Here is a 19,213-nt window from a genome sequence, read left to right as displayed (position 1 = left end):
ATTTGACCCTCACCTCCTAATGTCTAACAGCGATTCTAACTACAACCACGGCATCATCGGCAACGGCCGCACATGCGCCATCATTGACAACGACTCTAATATCGCATTCGCATGTATGCCTGATTTTGACTCCGGAACCATTTTCGCCTCCATGCTCGATGAAGCAAATGGCGGAAGTTTTCGCATCGCCATGGAGGAAGGCAAACCGGTTAAACAAGCCTATGAAAAAAACACCGGCATCCTTGTCACCACCTTCGAAGGCCTCTCAGGAAGCTTCGAGCTGATTGACTTTATGCCTAAATACGCTTGGGACGGAAAATCTCGCTCCCGTGGAGATGTCTCTAGCGACATTATCCGCGTGCTAAAACCCATCAGCGGTGAACCAAAAGTAATTGTCCACTACGACCCAAAGCTCGATTACGCCCGCTTCAAAACTACCTCAAGCCTCTTCGCAGAAGGACAAATAAAAAGCACCACCTCTGGAAAAGGCGCTAATGGTCACACAGTTTACGAGTCTTGCTATCTCTACACAGACCTCCCAACCGATGCTATCCTTGCCCGCGAAGCTTCTCCACTCACCGACCAACACTTCCTGCTTCTAAGCTATCATGACAAAGTCATGCGGCCAGACCGTGAGCGTATTGAACTCAAACTCCAATGGACACGCGCATACTGGCTCCTCTGGGCCGCACGCACCCATAAGTGCGATTGCTACGCTAAAGAAATCGTCCGTAGTGCCATCACACTCAAAATGCTCCAGTTTGCACCCACCGGTGCCGTCCTCGCTGCAGCCACAACCTCCCTGCCAGAAACTATTGGTGAAGTGAGAAATTGGGACTACCGGTTTTGCTGGATCCGCGATGGCTCAATGACCGTCGACATCCTCCATAGAATCGGCCATCACAAAATGGCGGAAAGCTTCATCAACTGGGTCATGAAAACAGTCCCCACTAAAGATGACGCCCTCCAGATCATGTACGGCATTAGAGGTGAGCGCACACTCACTGAAGAAACCCTCGATCACCTCAGTGGTTACCAAAATTCCTCACCGGTAAGAATTGGTAATGCCGCCTACCACCAACAGCAACATGATATCTACGGCATCCTCATGGACTTGATCTACAAAGACCTCATGCACCATGACCTTCCCTCCCTCCACCCCGCCCCAGAAGCTCTCGACCGTAGGTGGACACGCGTCCGATCTATTATCAAAACTGTCGAAGAATTCTGGCAGCAGCCAGACAGAGGCATTTGGGAAATCCGAGGGGAAGAAAAACACTTTGTCTTCTCCAAAGTCCTCTGCTGGGTCGCTGTTGACCGCGCTATAAAAATCGCCGAACGACTCGGAAAACACGAATGGGCCGACTCCCACCGCACCCTGCGTGAAGAAATTCACCATGATGTCTGCTCAAAAGGCTGGAACAACGAAATTAAAGCATTCACCCAAACATATGGCAGCACAGACCTCGACTCCGCCAACCTCTTGATGGCTGAATATGGCTTTATCGATCCCACGGACACACGCTTTGTCTCCACCGTTGAACGCAGTGAAAAAGAACTCTGTCGTGATGGGCTGATGTACCGATATCGTAACCATGACGATTTTGGCGAACCCTCCAGCGCCTTCACTGTCTGCTCATTCTGGATGGTCAAGGCTCTCGCCCGTTGCGGTAAACGCAAAGAAGCAAGCAAGCGCTTCAAGATGCTCCTGAGCTATGCCAACTCAAATGGCCTCTACGGTGAAGACCTCGACTTCGTCACAAAACGCCACCTCGGAAACTTCCCACAGGCATACAGCCACCTAGCACTGATCGATTGTGCCCTCGAACTCGCAGCTGACTGCCACGATTATCTCATCGAAGACTAACCTCTTCACTGACACGGAGTCGCGATCACTAAAAATCAGTCCTAGGCTTTCTTTTCCGCGTGCTTACCCGCCCACCATTGACCTGGCGAATCGGCTCAAATACCATATCCATACCAACTTCTTTAATTTCATGCACCGCCTGTAAAAGCTCACCTAGCCTCCCTTTCGGAAAGCCCCTCTCGCTAAACCAAGCCAAATACTCTGGAGGTAAATCAATGATTGGCACCCCACGTGGAGGGTAGTCTTTGGGCCCAAACTTCCCAAAAGGCATCCAAGTCTTACTAATCTCAACGAGTAAATTCCTAAAATCTTCGCGATCAATTTCCGTCACATCCATCGGTAGACCCAACATGATACCAGCACTCGCATGCATCAAGAAAAAGGAGTGAACTGTAATACCATTGATCAAAGCAGAATGGACGAATGGTCGGAATGAGCTTGCAGAATAGCAAGGAGGAGTGAAGGCGCCCCGCACGTACGGGATAACTGCGTGAAAGCGATGACATTATGCAAGGTAGCCCAATGCAATCGGAAATCGCGCAGCGCAGAAACACAAGACTTTACCACACCCCATTCGTCTATTCCGAGTCGAGAGATGGTATAACATTCAACCACCCACATTTGCGATTAGAGTTGAAAATCTAGGAATCTCGGTACACCTCTGACACATGCTCCGCATCTGCTTCATCGGCGGCTACGCCCTCTTCCTCATCCTGGTCATCGCTCTCATGGCGATCAAAGTGATTGCTGTAGTCGGCCCCGGTGGCTTAGGCGACCTAGCCAAATCATGGGCAGATGTCATTTTCACCGGCCCCAATATGCTCACAGGAGCCATCACACTATGCGGCGCCTTCATCGCCTGGCTCGTCCTCCTACTTAACGTCGCCAAGCGTTCTCCAGAGTGGGAAAAAACCTGGGTCAAAACACTCATCATCGGCTGCCTCTTCATGAGCGGCTTCTTCCTCGTACTCGCCACCGTAGGCGCCAGTGTTTTCCTGCTTGGAGGATTCCCCGGTGAAGTGGCCGCAAAAATCGCCGGTTACATGAGCTCACCCGTATTTATGGAGCTAAGCTTCTTCTTCATCGGCCTCTTCCTACTGATCAGTTTCAACATCGTCAGACGCATTTTTGAAGGAGATGAATTTGTTGAAATCGAATTCAAAAACGAAGACTAAGCCCCCCTAAAAACCTCTCATCTTGCCACAAAGCGGCTCAACTATTCTTCCTCCTCAGCCTTTTCCTTCTCTCTGGTCGACCCTCCAAAGAGTCCACCTAAACCACTCTGGATGATATCTCCACCAGTCTTGAGTGGGGCTGTAAGGTCTCCTGAGCTAGCTGCATCAAGAGCTCCTTTACCACTCTCAAGTACGCGATCGCTCCCTCCTTGAATCAAATCCTGCACTCCTCCCTCGCCGAGCTTCTCAGGCAACTCACCAAAGGATTCCGCTGCACGATTCGTAAATCGCAAGACTTCCTTGCCACCGACCACTTCAAATAATCGATCCAGAGCTGCCGCCTTAATCCGCTCGGTAAGATCTTCTTCCACATTATCAATGGTTCCAGAAATTCTTACACGCGCCCAATGCATCCCCTCTTTCCCTGGCAAAAATACTTTCTCCTCAGCTCCTGGAATATGACTCAAGGTCCCTGGATTTAATCCAACATCAAAGCTCCCACGCAAACTCTGCCCATCTATGTCTAGGTCGCCCTCAATGCGCATCAAACCATCACAGTGCACGTAAATATCACTCAATCGCAATAATTGCCCATATCTGTAATAGTCACAACGAAACTCAGAAAACCGAAGACGCTTGAAGTCGCGAATCACTGTATAGGCAGCAATCGTATCTAAAATAGGTAATGCCGTCAGCTGCCCATCCCGGATGACTACCTCCCCCTGAAACTCCGGTTCATTACCAGCTTTCGGACGCACTCTAAATTTACTCTCCACATCGCCACTTAGCCTTTGCTTCCAATCCTCATTGATCACGTCCGCACACTTCAGGCCACTGAGCACCCCATACATCTTATAACTAGGAACTTCCTGTGCCAAATCAACTTCTCCCTCAATGCTTAATCTACCACTCGCAAATACATCTAACTGAGCGTCATCAATCACAATACGTTCATTCAATACGCGTATGCTAGCATCCCTTATCTGCGCTTCCTTGATCAGAGGTAATGGCAACTCTAACACACCATCCTCAATCGTTACTTGGTAACCAAAATCTTCCTTGCTCAACTTCAAAGAAGTATTGTCGACAACATACTCGCCACCATCAGTCAAAATCTGCGCATCCGCACGCACTACCTCAGCGTCTAATAATTCCGCTTTCGACGGTAACCACTTCTCCACCCACGACTTCTTTTCCTTGGGCATCTCTAACTTGGTGAATTCTTTTCTGAGATCTAACACTAACCCTGCAGTCTGAACTAGCACATTAGAAATCTCCCACTTCTCACGTTTGAGATAACTGGTATCCACATCTAACGAGATTCCATTTGCTTCCAAACTCTCAATAGCTCCATCGGAACCACCGACCACTGACTCATTCTCCATGTGCAATCCATCCCACTGCATCTCCCCCATAGTCACCGGCACACCAAGCTCCCGACTCACCTTCTTACCAATTTTCTCTCTGAATCCCTCACTATGCAAAAAACTCACAACCATCTGGTAACCAATCACCCCAGACAACAAAAAGACGACAACCAAGCCCAGTGCACACTTCCACCACAAGCCCGAGATTTTCTTTGCTTTCTGAGATTTCGAGCGACGTGTGCGACGTTGAGACATGTGGCACAACCTACCCATTCTTCCCTCTGGCGCAAGGATTCTTCTCGCCACAAAGAAATATTTAAGATTGTGTAACCATCATCACAAACCAACTTATAGCCCACTATCGTGCTAGAACTAAAAGATTTTTGTTTCACCATTGAGAAGGACGGCGAGCCCGTCAATTTGGTCGACCGAGTTAACCTCAAGGTCCCCTCTGGACATTTCATGGCCATCGTTGGCCCCTCAGGCTGTGGTAAAACTACCCTCCTCAATACCATCGCAGGACTCAACCACATGTCTGAAGGCTCGATATTCTGGCATGGACGCGACCTCGAAGAAGAAGGTGACCTCGAGCCTGCGGAACTAGGCTACGTCCCACAGTTCTCAATCGCCTACGATGCCCTCACGGTTGATGAATCCATCGAAGCTGTCACACGACTTCGCGTTAAAACCAGAGACCTCGACGACCTCGACCTCCGCATCGATAGAGTTCTTGAAGAAACAGGTCTCACAGCAATTGCAGACCGCCAAGTCAAAGTACTCTCCGGTGGGCAAAAGCGCCGATTAGGACTTGCAATGGAATTGGTCACAGACCCCAAACTCCTCCTCTGCGACGAAGTCACTTCTGGCCTCGACCCCCGATCCGAACGCGATATCGTGCGCAGACTCCACGAGCTCTCACGCCGCGATGGCCGCATCGTGATCTCAGTCACCCACTCACTCGCTCACCTTGAACTCTACGACTCCATTCTGGTGCTTCATGAAGGACGCGTCGCCTACCACGGCCCACCTAGTGGCTTAACGCATTACTTCTCCGTCGATGACACCGAGTCAATCTACCCTCGACTCGCAAAACAAAGTTCCGAAAAATGGCGCCGCTCATGGCTCAAACACGGTCCCGCATTCTACAATAAAATCGAACGCAACCGACAAAAGCTCATCGATGAAGGGAAATTAAATATCCCCGAAGAGCCGAAGGTAGAAGATCCCACCGACACAGAAGACACGCCACCACCAACCGAAGACATCAAGCTCGATGAAACCGACCTTCTCGATGCCTTCGAGGAAGAGCTCGATAACGAAGATGGCAAAAAGTCGCGCCGCAACAAACGCAAGCGCAGTAAAGTCAAAGCCGCTCCCGTAGAAGAACTCGAGCCAAGCACAGAAATAGAGGATGACGAAGACTTGGTGCGTGAAGAACCTGAGCCCGTGTGCACTCCTGGCTTCTTTAGTCAGTTCGCAACTCTTCTGGGCCGCCGCACCAAAATCTTCTTCCGAGATCGCGGTCAGGTTTTCCTCCAGGTCGCCATTCTTCTCTGTTTCCCCTGTCTTGTGGCGCTCTTTGGCCCTCAAGGCAATGAAGCCCTCCTTCAATACCCAGACGCCATCGAGTTTACCTCTCAAGATGCCGTTAAAGAAATGCAAACCATCGGTGAAAACCGTGCCAAGGTTGGCGGGGCAGTCTCAGGCATCATCATGTTCCAGGTAGTTCTACTCGCACTTATGGGCTCCAATAATGCAGCCCGGGAAGTTGCCGGTGAACGCAAGATCCTTGAAAAAGAAAAATTCGGTGGAGTCAGACCATTCGCCTACCTTTGTAGTAAAATTGCCTTCCTCAGCTGCATGATCCTCGTGCAATCCGTCTGGATGGCAATCTTTGTGGAACAATTCTGGCAATATCCAGAAGCCGCTGGCACTGCTGGTTTCTTCGACCATCTCACCTTCCTCATCCTTATCAATGCCGCAATGACCTCAATTTGCTTGGGAATTTCATCGCTGATGAAAACCTCAGAGCAAGCCTCATTGCTCTCGATCTACCTAGTCGGATTCCAGCTGCCACTTTCAGGTGCTGTCCTTGCCCTACCTGAGTTCGTTGGCCAAATCACCCGCCCATTCATCTCCGCATACTGGGCATGGGCCGGAAGTATCGAATCACTCGATAATCGCTACCAAGCTGCCGTCAAAACCGTCACCGACACCCCGCTCGAATCCTCGGGCACTATCTGCCTCTACGTTTTGGGAATTCAGATTGCAGTCGGCTTGATCGCCTCTTATATAGGCATGCGTCGTCACCAATGGTCACACTAAGAACTGTGCTATATTCTTTGTAACCCTCACCTTTTTTCACCCTAGCTTTTTATACCAACTCATCCGTTATGGCTCGTAGATCCAGAAGAAAACAATCCAGCAATCCCACTCCTGTCATCATCGGCAGTATCGCAGCAATCCTTGTGATCGGCATCGGCTTCATCTTCCTCAAAAGAGGCGAAGCCCCCTCCGCAAAGGCATTCCCACTCGAAACCTATGTAGAGAGCTGCAATAGCCTCCGAGGAAATGAATATAGCATCAGTGGCGAAATTATCGAAAACGCCCAACATGACCCAACCGTCGGTAAATTCATCTTCTTGCGCGTCGATACCGGCGACGACTCGATCAACCCAGAAACACCTCAAAGCATCGGCATTCTGGTCCCAGCTAAAGTCAAAGGACCCAACCTAGAAACCAAACAAAGTTATACCTTTGTCGTCGATGTGAAAAAAGAAGGCGCCCTCGTCGCATCCAGCTACACTGCTAAATAATTCCTACCCTACCACTTTCTTATGAAAAAACTTTCTCTATTAGCCTTGAGCTCCAGTCTGATCCTTCCTGCTACCGGCCAAGTGCTAACACCCCCAAATGGCACTGGAACAATGCTCGGGAATGGCAATTCAGCCTCCGGCAATGCAGCGCCATCCAATAACACCACGATCAACCGGTACGAGTCGTCTTCACCATCAGTCCAAGGTGAAGAAATCCCGATCGTAGACCCAACCGCCAAGACAGTCACTTTCCAAGGCCGTTCCTATTCACTCATGGACAACAACCTGGGTGGCCAGTTCGAAGCCTATCTCGCCTCCTCTGAATTCGAAAGCAAGGCATCCGTTGAGTATCGCGAGAGAATCGATAAAATCCTCGACCTCCTATCACCTCTCAACCCTGGCGGTCCAGACCTCAAAGGTGCATACGACCTACTCGAGCAAGCCTCAGAATACCCCGGTGACGGTGGCATCTGCGATTCACTTGCCAACTCAATCTACTCAGGCCGCCTCGCCATGAAAGGTATCGGCAATAAAAAAGAAGCCATTGCCAAACTTGAAGAAGAGCGCGAGCGCCTTATTCACAACATGAACGTCCTCGAAACCAAAGGACAACTCGGTGGCACAACCTCTGTCAAAGAAGGTAAAAAAACCACCACCACTAAAGCTCCTACTTCCACGGAGTACAAGATGATGCAGAAGCGACTCGTCGAAATCGCTGCCATCAAAAAGAAATATGAAGCCTCCGGCGTCATCGGCCTCACTCAGTCTAAGGTCCAGTACCAGGCAATGATGGTTCAGCTCTTCATCCAAAGACGCTTCCAACACGTGGTCATGTCCGCTCGCTTCTACAATATCATCTACAGAGATGGTGACCAAGCAATGCGCATCAAAAAAGGCTCAGACACCGAAAAATTCTTCTCTGAGGGGCTCGGCGTCAACCCAACCGTCGCCGGCCTCGATGCCGCAGCCAACGAAGCCATTCGCAAGTCTCAAACACTCATCAGCGCCTTCGAAAATAACGTTCAAAGCAACCGCATTCACGCTGCCTCCGAACGCCTCGTCGAAGCATTCGCTATCGGCGAATTCATGCCTTGCGTACAAACTATCCCAGTCGGCATGAAAGAACGTATCCAACAATACGTCCAAGACGCTAATGACCTCATCGAAGCACTCTCCGCAAAAGAACTCGGCCGCGCCACTGAACTCAACGAAGCGCTCAAGTCACAAGCCAGAGATTACAACGCCTCTAAAGCAACTTCCTACATCGCTGGCCACAAACGCGCTTCCGATGGCTTCGTTCGCGATGCTAAATTCGCACTCTTCGAAAAAGATACCCCGCGTGCGAAAGTCGCAATTGAGAGCGCTATCAAACATTGGCCTAACAACCCGTCCATCCAGGACTTCAATGATAAGTTAGACCAACGCCTCACCATGGGTGAGCAAGAGGCTGACACACTCACCCAAACTGTCAAAGAATTCGATCGATTGCTCGCCGACAAAAACTACCGCGCAATCGTAGAAGAACCTAGAAAGTCGAAATTTGTGGTCGTACTGGGCCAACTCAATGATGAGCCACGCATTAAACAACTTAACGAAATCGGCAGCAGCATTCTCGAGATCGAAAAAGCTCTAGAAAAATCAAGCAGCCTCGTGGACGCAGGACAACCATATGCAGCTTGGGAAGCCATCTACGAAACTCAGAATAAGTATTACGATGACCCCAAAATTGCGAATGCTAAGGCGCAGTTGATCGGCCAAGTAGGCAACTTCACAAATGCCCTCACAAAAGCCAAGAAGCTGGAAGAAGGCGGTGTCTCACCACAAACTGGGTCCGCACTTTCATGGTACCTCAAGGCTCGCGACATCTACCCACAAAGCCAATTCGCCAAGGAAGGAATTGAACGCATTGTGAAAAAACAATTCAGAGACTAAGCCAGTTCCTATTACTAAGCCAGTTTATACACCCGGCCTCTCAGTCCACCACTGAGAGGCCATTTTTTGTCTCCCCCCTCTTCCAATGCCATCTCCCATAATACCATTGAGCGAAACGGAATGGACGAATGGTCGGAATGAGCTTGCAGAATATCAAGGCCCAGTGAAGGCCTCCCGTACGCGCGGGACAACTGAATAACATCGATGACATTCTGTAAGATAATCCGATTTACTCTAAAATCGCGCAGCGCAAACTTCACAAGACTGAACCCCACTCCATGCGTCTATTCCGAGTCGGGAGATGGTATAATACCACTTCGTGATCAAAAAGAGTCAAATGACGGTGCAATTTGCTCAGACAAAGACGCAAAATCGCCAGCGAGACACCTTCTCGCTGGCGATCTGGATGCGTGTGGAGCTCCCCAACATTTAGCTCTCACATAGGCAAACTCTTACCGCCTCCGACGTAAAACTATCGCTCCTAAAGCACAAATAAGCATTCCAGACACACTGGGCTCAGGTACAGCCGTCACTTCTAAAGAAACATTATCTACGGCAAAATCTCTGAAACTCGCTGTAATTTTATCACCAACTCTGAACTCCAAAACATCGCCAGCATCACTTGCTAAGGCAGTGTATTCCAACACATCCGTGCGCGCAGCCGGATACCCAGCAGGCTGCCACAAATCAGCTCTCACAAGCTCGACACCATCCGTCGCGTTATACAAAGACATATAATAACCATTATAATTATTCGTCACATTAAATGACCCCATAGTCAGTCGATAAGCCTCCCCCTCATCCATAGTTCCCTGAAAAGCATAAGCTACCACCTCATCTCCTGATGTATTATTTTGCACGTTAAAATACATAGCACCATCGCCCGCTACGCCATCCCCACCAAGTCCATCCCTATTCGATGTAGTGTGATAATAAGTCGGCGCCACCGCACCAACCGAGCTGTAGTCAGAGACTGCTAATGGATTAGAGAAATCATTCGAATACGCGACGATCGCCGCTTGCCCCATTCCTCCAAAAAGGAAAAAGGCCGCACTCATTATTAATCTTTGAGGGTTCATCTGCATAAACCCACAGATCATACATGCTGTCCTACAAGTTCAACCATGAAGCACACACTTGATTCAAATGTGAAACACACCATCTAATTAGAGTTCACTGTCGCATTTTCCTAAGTGAAGTGTCGCATATAGAAGACCCATTTTCCCATATCCCTCAGTACAGTAAATTATATATACCAGGTGCGGTATCAGCTAATTCATGAATATAATTGCGAAAGGTAATTTCGCCTGAGCAATAAGACCACAGGAGGAAGAGGAGACTAACAGAAGACATTTCCTCCCCACCAAAATCAGAACAATAATCTTGAGTCCATAGCTACTACCACACGAGTCCAACAAAACCAAAGCAGTCACAGTGAAACTCAGTATCCTATTCGCATGCCTCCTCGCAACTCCACTCACGGCAACCCCTCGCCAAAACATTCTCTTAATATGCGTCGATGACTTGAGGCCCGAACTCGGCTGCTATGGAAAAAGCTATATCCATAGCCCAAACATCGATAGCTTGGCGAGTTCCGGCACCCTCTTCACCCATCATTATGTCCAGGCTCCTACATGTGGTTCATCCAGATATGCGCTTCTCACAGGTACCTACGGAGACCCCGGTAACAATGCCTTATTTAAGAGAGCCAAACGAAATCCACCCAGCCCAGTGAGCATGCCTGAATGGTTTCGTACGCATGGTTTCAAAACAATCTCCATAGGTAAAGTTTCCCATCACCCAGGCGGACTTGGCGGCACAGACTGGAATGACAACAAGAGCGTCGAAATGCCGAACGCTTGGAACGCGTCTTCCATGCCTAGTGGACCATGGCTACACCCACGCGGTGCCATGCACGGCCTCGCTAACGGGGAAATACGTAAAAATGCCAAAGACATGCACGTCATGCAAGCCACTGAAGGTGACGACTCAATCTATCCCGACGGGCTCATCACCGCTTCCGCTACCACAGAGTTAAAAAAACTAGCACAAAGCAAACAAGCATTCTTCATGGCTGTCGGCTTCATCCGCCCACACCTCCCCTTTGGCGCCCCTAAAAAATACCGCGATCTCTACACCAATACCACCCTCCCTCCGATCCCTCATCCCAACAAACCCAGTGGCCGCACCACGTGGCATGGCTCTGGTGAATTTATGAAGTACCATCGCTGGAACAAAGACCCACGCACGGATGCCCAGTTCGCAGACCAACTACGCCTCCACTACGCTGCCTGCGTCAGCTATATCGATGCCCAGATTGGCCAGCTCATGCATTCTCTAGATACACTAAACCTTCGTGATTCGACCACCATTGTCCTCTGGGGCGACCATGGCTGGCATCTTGGAGAACACGCTATCTGGGGCAAACATAGCCTCTTTGAGGAATCACTGCATGCACCACTCATCATCAACCGCCCCAATACCACCAAAGAAATCAATAACTCCATCACCGAAACCGTCGACATCTTCCCAACCCTCTGCCAAATAGCAGAGATCCCAGCTCCCAAAAATCTCGATGGCTCCCCCATGGATAACAATCCCCCACTCGCGATCTCATACACATCAAGAGCGAGTACCGTACGTGACCCGCAGTACCGCCTCATCCACCACAAAGATGGCTTCACGGAACTCTACGACCACCAATCATCTGCGAAAGAAACTAAGAATATCGCACCCACACACCCAGAGGTCGTCGAACGACTCACGAAAACTCTCAAGTCAAAACGACACAAGTAATAGCATAAAAAAAGCGAGTGACTCACACGCCACTCGCTTTGCTAACAATTTAATCGTCTACATGCGCTCTGGCACTTGAATACCTAACAAGCCGAGACCCTTCTCAAGAACACGACCTGTCAGCTCACAAAGCACTAGGCGCGTCTTCCTAACATCTCCCTCACTCTTAAGCACAGGACATGCTTCAAAGAAACTATGGAACGCTTTGGCCAAGTCTAATAAATAGCTAGACAACACATTCGGCTTTAGTCCATCCAACACCGTTGGCAAAACCTCACCAAATTTAGCCAAGGTACGCGCTAAATGCACCTCACCATCTTCTTGAATCGAAATGCCCTCACCGTCGAGTGCAACCTCTTCTTCAAGTTTACGGAAAATCGAACGCACACGAACAAAGCTATACTGAAGGTACGGGGCCGTGTCGCCCTGCAAAGCAACCATCTTCTCAAGATCAAAGATGTAATCAGATGCTCGATGGTGGCTCAACTCGGTAAACTTCACTGAACCGATACCAACAACCTTCGCTAAGGTCTCTTTCTCAGCTTCACTGAGTCCACTGCTCTTTTCCTCTAACACTGAACGCGCTGACTTAATCGCATCATCTAGCACATCTGCTAACTGAGGAAGATCACCATCACGTGTCTTCAATGGCTTGCCATCCTTGCCAAGAATCGTACCAAATGAAATATGCTCTAACTCAGCTTGGCTGCCACGGCGCTTGGCAACATCGAAAAGCTGCTGGAAGTGCAAGCTTTGGCGAGCATCCACCACATACCATATCTTCTGCGCATTCCACTCCTGCAAACGGTAATCAACGGTCGCAATATCGGTAGTCGCATAATTAAACCCACCATCCTTCTTGCGGACAATCATTGGAAAATCCCTCCATTCTCCATCACGCTTTTCTTTGAAAGGATCTTGCTTCGGAGGCAATGTTTCACCTGAGAATACACAAAGAGCACCATCGCTCTCTCGCGCTAGTCCTTCTCCCTGCATTTGCTCAACCAATGGTGCTAGAGCGTCGTTGTAATAGCTCTCACCTAACCAATGGTCAAAACTCACATCCAAGCGGTCATAAATCTTATTCAACCCAACTTTAGAGACCTCAACACACTTTTCCCAAATCGCGAAATTCTCCTCATCTCCTTGTTGCAACTTCACTAATTCATCACGGCATGCATCCTTAATGCTCTCATCTTCCTTACACAAGGCATTCACAGAGCGATAAATTCGCAATAATTCCTGCAGGGGATCAGCACTCAACGCCGCTTCATCAAGCTGGTTCTTCCAACCATAAATCACCATCCCAAATTGCGTCCCCCAGTCGCCAATGTGATTATCTGTGGTCACATTGTGTCCGAGAAAACGAGATATTCTCGAAAGTGAATCCCCAATAATCGTAGAACGAATGTGCCCAACGTGCATCGGCTTCGCCACATTTGGCGCTGAGAAATCCACCACAATATTCTGTGGATTCTCCACAACAGGAACTCCAAGACGTGAATCACCTATCAAGGATGCCACCTTCGTGCTCCAAGCTTCCTTCTTAATCCGGAAGTTGATAAATCCAGGCCCTGCGATCTCATTCTCGGCAAGTAACGCGACATCCATAGCCTCAACCAGCTGAGCGGCAAGATCCCGAGGGTTCATCTTCAACCGCTTTGCCAATGCCATCGCTGTGTTAGCCTGGTAGTCGCCATGACGCACGTCTGCCGCCGGGACAACTTTGACAGGAAAACCATCAGGCAGCTCAAGACCAAGCTTAGCAATGGCTTCATGCAAACACGATTCCAGTGTCTCTAAGAGTGTTTTCATAGTTCAATAAAACAAAAAAGCGCCCCGTATCTTGTGGGGCGCAGTATTAAAAAAAGTCCATTTAGCGCTCACAATGGATGCGCGACGGCCGTGACCCCAATATGTTAATCACCTCTTCGCGAGTCTCAGCATTCGCGAGTTGCTGGCGCACCTCACAATTGTTGAAGAGCTTGGCAATTGCCGCCAGAGTCTGAAGGTGCATGTGATAATCCTTCTTGGGAACAACAAACAAAAGCACGAAATTCACCGGGGCATTATCCAATGCCTCAAATTCAATCCCCTCCTTTGAACGACCAAAAACAGCAACGACATGGTCGAGCTTTTCCGAAAACGCATGGGGGATGGCCACCCCGCTGCCAATACCAGTGCTGATCTGGTCTTCGCGGGTGTGGAGGGCTTCAAGAACATCTTCTTTGTTCTCGCCCTTCAAGAACTCGTGCCGATCCAAATGATCCACAAGTTCTACGATAGCTGGCCAGTGTTCCTCGGCTTTCATGTCGAGAATCACTTGGTCATTAGTCAATAAGCTCGCTAATTTCATAATGTATGGAGGAGCCTCGACAGCTGGCACAGCAGGTATGCCAAGTGGCGAAGCGTGCTGTGAAGTATAAAGATTTCTCTCACAAATCAAGTCCTTTCCTGCTTATCCATATAGGACTACGCTTGCTACCAGTGGTTTCTCATCAACAATTCACCCACACATCGCTCACCCAGTGCGCAAAAAATTGACAAAGCCCCCCACGCACAGCACAAATATTCCATGTCCACGGCACTTCCACCTCGCCCACGTCAAGTTTCTAGCTCAAAGGCGCACATCTCCATCGTCGCCTCCATCTATAACTCAGAATTCACGGATGCCCTCGTCGAAAATGCCACCGACGAACTGAAAACCATTCTCCCTCACGCTACCATCTCCGTAGCGCGCGTCCCCGGCGCTTTTGAAATCCCTGTCGCCTCCGCCGCCATCCTCTCATCAGACCAGAAACCAAATGTTCTCATCGCCCTCGGACTCATCATCCGTGGCAAAACACAACATGGTGACCTCGTCGGCGAATCCGTCACCAATAGCCTGCAACAACTCGCCTGTGATACAAAAATTCCCGTGATTCATGAAGTTCTTCTTGTAGATGACGAAAAGCAAGCCTACGCACGCTGTGTCGGATCAGAACTCAATCGTGGCCGCGAAGCCGCTCGCTCCGCACATACCATGATTGAGTTATTTTCCGCTCTTGGCCTTCACCAAGATAACAAAAAGAAATCAACTCGATCTTATCCCAGCAATGCATAGTAGACGCGCCATCAGAGAATCCGCCATCCAGTTCCTTTATTGTTCAGACCTTGAGGGCGGAGCGGCCGCCGAAGAACTCTCAGACACCTACTGGGACCTCAGCCTAGAGTCAGATCAAAATAAACTGGTAAAGGCATCCGCCAAAGCAGCTCTCCACCTCAACCAAGGGAGAGAAGCGCGCCATAGCAAACTCGTCGAGCGCGCTGACACAGCCCTTGCAACCATCTCAGCAGATCCGGAGGCCGAAAAACTCAAGCTCGCTCTCAATGAAATCTTGAAGCTTGAAAGCAAATGGCAATCCATCATTGATCGGATCCAGCGACTCTACGATCCAGGCGTGGAAACTCCATCCCCAGAGCTCACCTCCTCACTCAAAGAGCTCTACACCCTCAACACCCAACTCACCGAGTCTCGCAAACGATGGAACTACCACCTCCAAGACTTCCCCATCCTGAATAAACGACTCGACCCCATAAAAGCCGCCATCAATGGCCTTCAACGCGTCTCAGATCGTATCCGCATGGTCGAGCACCCAGAGCAATTCGCCGACCACCCAGATATCAAACACCTCCAGGAAACTGCCGATAAAATGGCAAGCTTCCGCCAAGAAGTCGACACACTCACCCGCGGGATCATCCAACAAAAAAGTAAACTCGACGATGCCATACACCAAGTAGTCGAAAACTACCGGCCTGACCGCATCGACCCAGTCGACCGCGCAGCCCTTCGACTCGGCACCTACGAAATCCTCTTCAAAGAAGATATCCCAGCACCCGTCACCATCAACGAGTGCATAGAAATATCACGCCGCTTCGGATCGTCAGAATCCCCAAAATTCATCAACGGCGTCCTCGATAAAATCGCTAAAATCCCCAGCTAGCCGAGACAACACACATAATTCATTCAAAAACAAAACGTCACACAACTCACCCAAGCGCCCGCTTCGGTGAGTTTTCTTTTCTCAAGAAGCCAGCTAAATCAACATAGTACCACCCTCATAAAAAATCGATAAAACTGAATAAACCATCGACAAAGATTTCCTTGATGGATCACTCTATATCTGACGATGATAGCAGCGTCTTCTCAATCTAGCAGATTGAAAACTATCAGACGTACCACCATGAGCAAAGCGCCCCAATTTCTTCACCAGGATAACATCCCCACCCAAGCAGCATTGATCGTCCCAGGTAGACTCGATCACTCAGAAATGCTAGAACTTGAGAAGAAACTCAACGGCCGGAAAATCATCTGGGTCTGCGAGGAAAATGTCGCACTCTCAAAACAAACGGAAAACCACCTAAGCTCACGTGAAGCCATTGCCTTCAGCGCCCAAGACTCAGGCCTTGCTCAAGTCGGCGAACAACTCCTTAAAGACCTCGGCTCCAATGGCATTGCGGTCTTCCTTCCTGGTGACGTCACCTGCCTCTACGGAACCTCAGTGCACGTCACTGGAGACACCCTCAGTGCCCTCTGCAAGTTAAACCTCCCCACTCTCCCGCTCGCCGTACACATCCCTTCAGAGCTGTCCCTAAGCATCGAAAACAGCAAATCACTCCCCTCTGCCATCCTCGCTTTCCACCCCCTACTCTCCCCCGGCAATTGCACAGCACCTTCTCTTCGACAAGCCCTCCTAACCGCTTTCGAACAAGCCTTTGCCTCGCGTGACTTCCTCAATGGATCACTGGGATACGCTCTCCTCGCTGGACTAAAAAAACACAGCAAAACCCAAGTCATCGATGGCACAAACGACCAACAAAAAGGCTTCGATATTATTCTTGGCGCCGCTATCGCCTTCTCCAAACACATCCAAAAAGAAACGAAGCGTAAGCGCATTGGCATCATCCTCCCGCCTGGACCTGGCGGCCTCATTGCCAACCTCGCCGCCATCTTCGCTGGCAAAACCCCCGTCAACCTCAACTTCACAGCAAGCAAGTCCGCAGTAGATTCAGCAATCCGCCAAGCTGACCTCGATAAATTCATCACAGCTGACCCATTCATCCGCAAAATGCCGGATTTCGCTTGGCCACCAAACCGCGACCTCATCTACATCGAGCGTGTGCTCCCTGAGATGAAAAAAGCAATCACCCGATGGGTGGTCCTCTCGAAAGTACTCCCCACCGCAATGCTTGCCAAAATGGTTGGGGTCAGCAATGAGGGTGGCGACAAAGAAGCTGTACTCCTCTTCACCTCAGGCTCCTCTGGCGAACCCAAAGGTGTACCACTCACCCACCGCAATGTACTCGCTAATGTTTGCCAGTTCGGCACCCGTCTCAATCTGCCGGAAAACTCAAACATTTTAGGCTCACTACCTCTATTCCACAGCTTCGGATGCACTGTCACCCTCTGGTTCCCATGCATCGAAGGCCTCAACCTCATCACCTACCCTAGCCCACTCGACGCGAAACGCATCGCCGAGCTCATCGAACAACACAAAATCATCCTCCTGCTCTCAACCCCAACATTCCTCAGAGGCTACATGCGACGCGTCAAAGCAGAACAACTTAAGTCGCTTGAGCTCGTCGTCACCGGCGCAGAAAAGCTCCCTAAATCACTCGCCGACACCTTTGCAGAAAAGTTTGGAATCATGCCTCAAGAAGGCTACGGGCTGACGGAAACATCACCGGCTACCAACGTCAACCTGCCAGAACCCCCAGCCACATCTGGCCAAGCAACCATCGCAGCCTCCCGTCAAGGCACCGTCGGAAACTTCCTCCCAGGGATTGCTGTCAAACTCACCGACCCCTCAACAGACCAACCCGTTCCACTCGATAAATCAGGCATCATCTGGCTCAAAGGCGCTAACATCTTCCCTGGCTACCTCGACAACCCAGAAAAATCCAAAGAAGTCCTCGATGATGGCTGGTTCAAAACTGGCGACGTCGGCTTTGTCGACTCTGATGGATTCCTCTCAATCGAAGGCCGCATCTCGCGCTTCTCGAAAATCGGTGGCGAAATGGTCCCACATGAAACTGTCGAAGCAGCCATCAACCATGCACTCGGTCTCGATGAAGAAACGGAACGTAAAGTCGCCGTCGTAGGCATTCCTGATGAGAAAAAAGGTGAAGCCATCGCCCTCCTATCGACCATCTCCGGTGTCGCCCTAGAACAAGAATGCCTCGATCTCCGCTACCGACTACTCGACCAAGGTATCCCATCACTCTGGTGCCCAAAGGCAATTATCCCAGTAGAAGAAATACCAATCCTCGCGTCAGGTAAACTCGACATCAAAGCCTGCGAATTGCTCGCAAAGCAAGCCTAAGCACCATATCCAATTCCAGCCCATTCAAAGATGATGCGCTTTGACGCCTTCATGCAACATGCCCTGCATGACCCCACTCACGGCTACTATGCCCGTAAAATTAAAACCGTTGGCCATCGCGGAGACTTCTCCACCACAGCCACCCTCAGTCCCACGCTGGGTAAAGCCATTGCCGCCAGAGCGGCATCATGGCTCAAACAAAACCCTGGGCCATTTCACCTCATCGAAATAGGCGCTGGCGATGGCTCGCTCGCTGAAGCGGTCATTAAGTCTCTCCCCTTGATGCTTCGACTCAAACTGAAATACCATATCGTCGAAACCTCCTCCCCCCTCACTAAAGAGCAACAAACGCGCCTCAAGCCACATCGCATCACCTGGCACACCACCCCACTCGATGCCCTCAAAGCATCCTCAGGACGCGCATTCATTTTCTCTAACGAACTTGTCGACGCCTTCCCAGTCCGCATCTTCCAACAAAATCAAAACCAGTGGGAAGAGCTCCACTGGGATGGCTCAGCAGAGTCGTTCACCCCTTGCTCAAACCTCCCTATCAGTTCGTCGATCACCTCCTCACACCCAGAGAATCATCGAGTAGAAATACACGAATCCTACCATGAATGGCTGGAAGAATGGATTTGCGCTTGGCGTGAAGGCGAAATGATCACCATTGACTACGGTGACACCTACCCAGAGATTTATCACAGGCGCCCCCAAGGAACGATTCGCGCCTTCCTCCTCCATGAAAATCTTACCGGCCCCGCCATCTATCAAAATGTCGGCCACCAAGATCTCACCGCCGACGTCAACTTCACTGACCTCATGCAATGGGGCGAATCCATGGGCCTCGAAACCATCGATTACTGCACGCAAAACGCGTTCCTCACCCCGCATGCGCGCA

The 19,213-nt window shown here is 50.0% G+C and carries 15 protein-coding genes; 10 read left to right on the top strand and 5 right to left on the bottom strand.

Going from position 1 to position 19,213, the window contains the following annotated elements; all coding sequences use genetic code 11:
* The first annotated feature begins 19 nt into the window (after nucleotides 1–19).
* Nucleotides 20–1,867 (top strand): glycoside hydrolase family 15 protein, encoded by a 1,848-nt coding sequence (locus tag ACFSW8_RS03610; protein WP_377090214.1) that lies wholly within the window; start codon nucleotides 20–22, stop codon nucleotides 1,865–1,867.
* 28 nt (nucleotides 1,868–1,895) lie between these two features.
* Here ACFSW8_RS03610 and ACFSW8_RS03605 read toward each other — a convergent pair whose 3' ends face one another.
* Nucleotides 1,896–2,219, bottom strand: a complete 324-nt coding sequence (locus ACFSW8_RS03605; protein WP_377177454.1) for a DUF3820 family protein — start codon at nucleotides 2,217–2,219, stop codon at nucleotides 1,896–1,898.
* A gap of 316 nt (nucleotides 2,220–2,535) precedes the next feature.
* Between ACFSW8_RS03605 and ACFSW8_RS03600 the strand changes: the two genes are divergently transcribed.
* On the top strand, nucleotides 2,536–3,042 hold the full coding sequence (locus ACFSW8_RS03600; RefSeq protein ID WP_377090209.1) for a hypothetical protein: 507 nt from the start codon (nucleotides 2,536–2,538) through the stop codon (nucleotides 3,040–3,042).
* 41 nt (nucleotides 3,043–3,083) lie between these two features.
* Here the strand turns inward: ACFSW8_RS03600 and ACFSW8_RS03595 are convergent, their stop codons facing one another.
* Entirely contained in the window at nucleotides 3,084–4,664 is a 1,581-nt protein-coding gene (locus tag ACFSW8_RS03595) for a hypothetical protein (protein WP_377177452.1), read from the bottom strand.
* Nucleotides 4,665–4,772: 108 nt separating this feature from the next.
* Between ACFSW8_RS03595 and ACFSW8_RS03590 the strand changes: the two genes are divergently transcribed.
* The 3 genes from ACFSW8_RS03590 (at nucleotide 4,773) to ACFSW8_RS03580 (ending at nucleotide 9,157) form a co-directional block, all read left to right on the top strand.
* Complete coding sequence (locus tag ACFSW8_RS03590) at nucleotides 4,773–6,734, top strand: ATP-binding cassette domain-containing protein (protein ID WP_377177450.1); 1,962 nt, start codon at nucleotides 4,773–4,775, stop codon at nucleotides 6,732–6,734.
* A 68-nt stretch (nucleotides 6,735–6,802) separates the two neighbouring features.
* Entirely contained in the window at nucleotides 6,803–7,225 is a 423-nt protein-coding gene (locus tag ACFSW8_RS03585; protein ID WP_377090204.1) for a hypothetical protein, read from the top strand.
* 21 nt (nucleotides 7,226–7,246) lie between these two features.
* Nucleotides 7,247–9,157: a hypothetical protein gene (locus ACFSW8_RS03580; protein WP_377177448.1), complete on the top strand. Its 1,911-nt coding sequence runs from the start codon at nucleotides 7,247–7,249 to the stop codon at nucleotides 9,155–9,157.
* Between the two features lie 452 nt (nucleotides 9,158–9,609).
* On the opposite strand, the gene ACFSW8_RS03575 is transcribed toward ACFSW8_RS03580, so the two are convergent.
* Nucleotides 9,610–10,215 carry a PEP-CTERM sorting domain-containing protein gene (locus ACFSW8_RS03575; protein ID WP_377090199.1) on the bottom strand — a complete coding sequence of 202 codons (606 nt, stop codon included), beginning with the start codon at nucleotides 10,213–10,215 and terminating at the stop codon, nucleotides 9,610–9,612.
* Nucleotides 10,216–10,591: 376 nt separating this feature from the next.
* On the opposite strand from ACFSW8_RS03575, the gene ACFSW8_RS03570 reads away from it, so the two are divergent.
* Nucleotides 10,592–11,953: a sulfatase gene (locus ACFSW8_RS03570; RefSeq protein WP_377090197.1), complete on the top strand. Its 1,362-nt coding sequence runs from the start codon at nucleotides 10,592–10,594 to the stop codon at nucleotides 11,951–11,953.
* A 57-nt stretch (nucleotides 11,954–12,010) separates the two neighbouring features.
* Here the strand turns inward: ACFSW8_RS03570 and argS are convergent, their stop codons facing one another.
* A complete protein-coding gene (gene argS / locus ACFSW8_RS03565) occupies nucleotides 12,011–13,768 on the bottom strand; it encodes an arginine--tRNA ligase (protein WP_377090196.1) in 1,758 nt (585 codons plus the stop codon).
* Nucleotides 13,769–13,829: 61 nt separating this feature from the next.
* Entirely contained in the window at nucleotides 13,830–14,309 is a 480-nt protein-coding gene (locus ACFSW8_RS03560) for a PTS sugar transporter subunit IIA (RefSeq protein WP_377090195.1), read from the bottom strand.
* 219 nt (nucleotides 14,310–14,528) lie between these two features.
* Here ACFSW8_RS03560 and ribH point away from each other — a divergent pair, with 219 nt between their 5' ends.
* From ribH to ACFSW8_RS03540, 4 genes are all read left to right on the top strand, one after another.
* Nucleotides 14,529–15,056 carry a 6,7-dimethyl-8-ribityllumazine synthase gene (ribH, locus tag ACFSW8_RS03555; protein ID WP_377090193.1) on the top strand — a complete coding sequence of 176 codons (528 nt, stop codon included), beginning with the start codon at nucleotides 14,529–14,531 and terminating at the stop codon, nucleotides 15,054–15,056.
* On the top strand, nucleotides 15,049–15,936 hold the full coding sequence (gene nusB / locus ACFSW8_RS03550) for a transcription antitermination factor NusB (RefSeq protein WP_377177446.1): 888 nt from the start codon (nucleotides 15,049–15,051) through the stop codon (nucleotides 15,934–15,936). Before ribH ends, nusB begins: the two co-directional genes overlap by 8 nt.
* Nucleotides 15,937–16,176: 240 nt before the next feature.
* Complete coding sequence (locus ACFSW8_RS03545; RefSeq protein WP_377090191.1) at nucleotides 16,177–18,315, top strand: AMP-binding protein; 2,139 nt, start codon at nucleotides 16,177–16,179, stop codon at nucleotides 18,313–18,315.
* 30 nt (nucleotides 18,316–18,345) lie between these two features.
* Nucleotides 18,346–19,213 (top strand): SAM-dependent methyltransferase (locus ACFSW8_RS03540; RefSeq protein ID WP_377177444.1); only part of this gene is annotated, 868 nt, incomplete at its 3' end.

The organism is Rubritalea tangerina, from assembly GCF_042683245.1.
Taxonomy (GTDB): Bacteria; Verrucomicrobiota; Verrucomicrobiia; order Verrucomicrobiales; family Akkermansiaceae; genus Rubritalea; species Rubritalea tangerina.
Note: the sequence above shows the minus strand (reverse complement) of the source record. Positions and strands in the feature narration are given on the sequence as shown.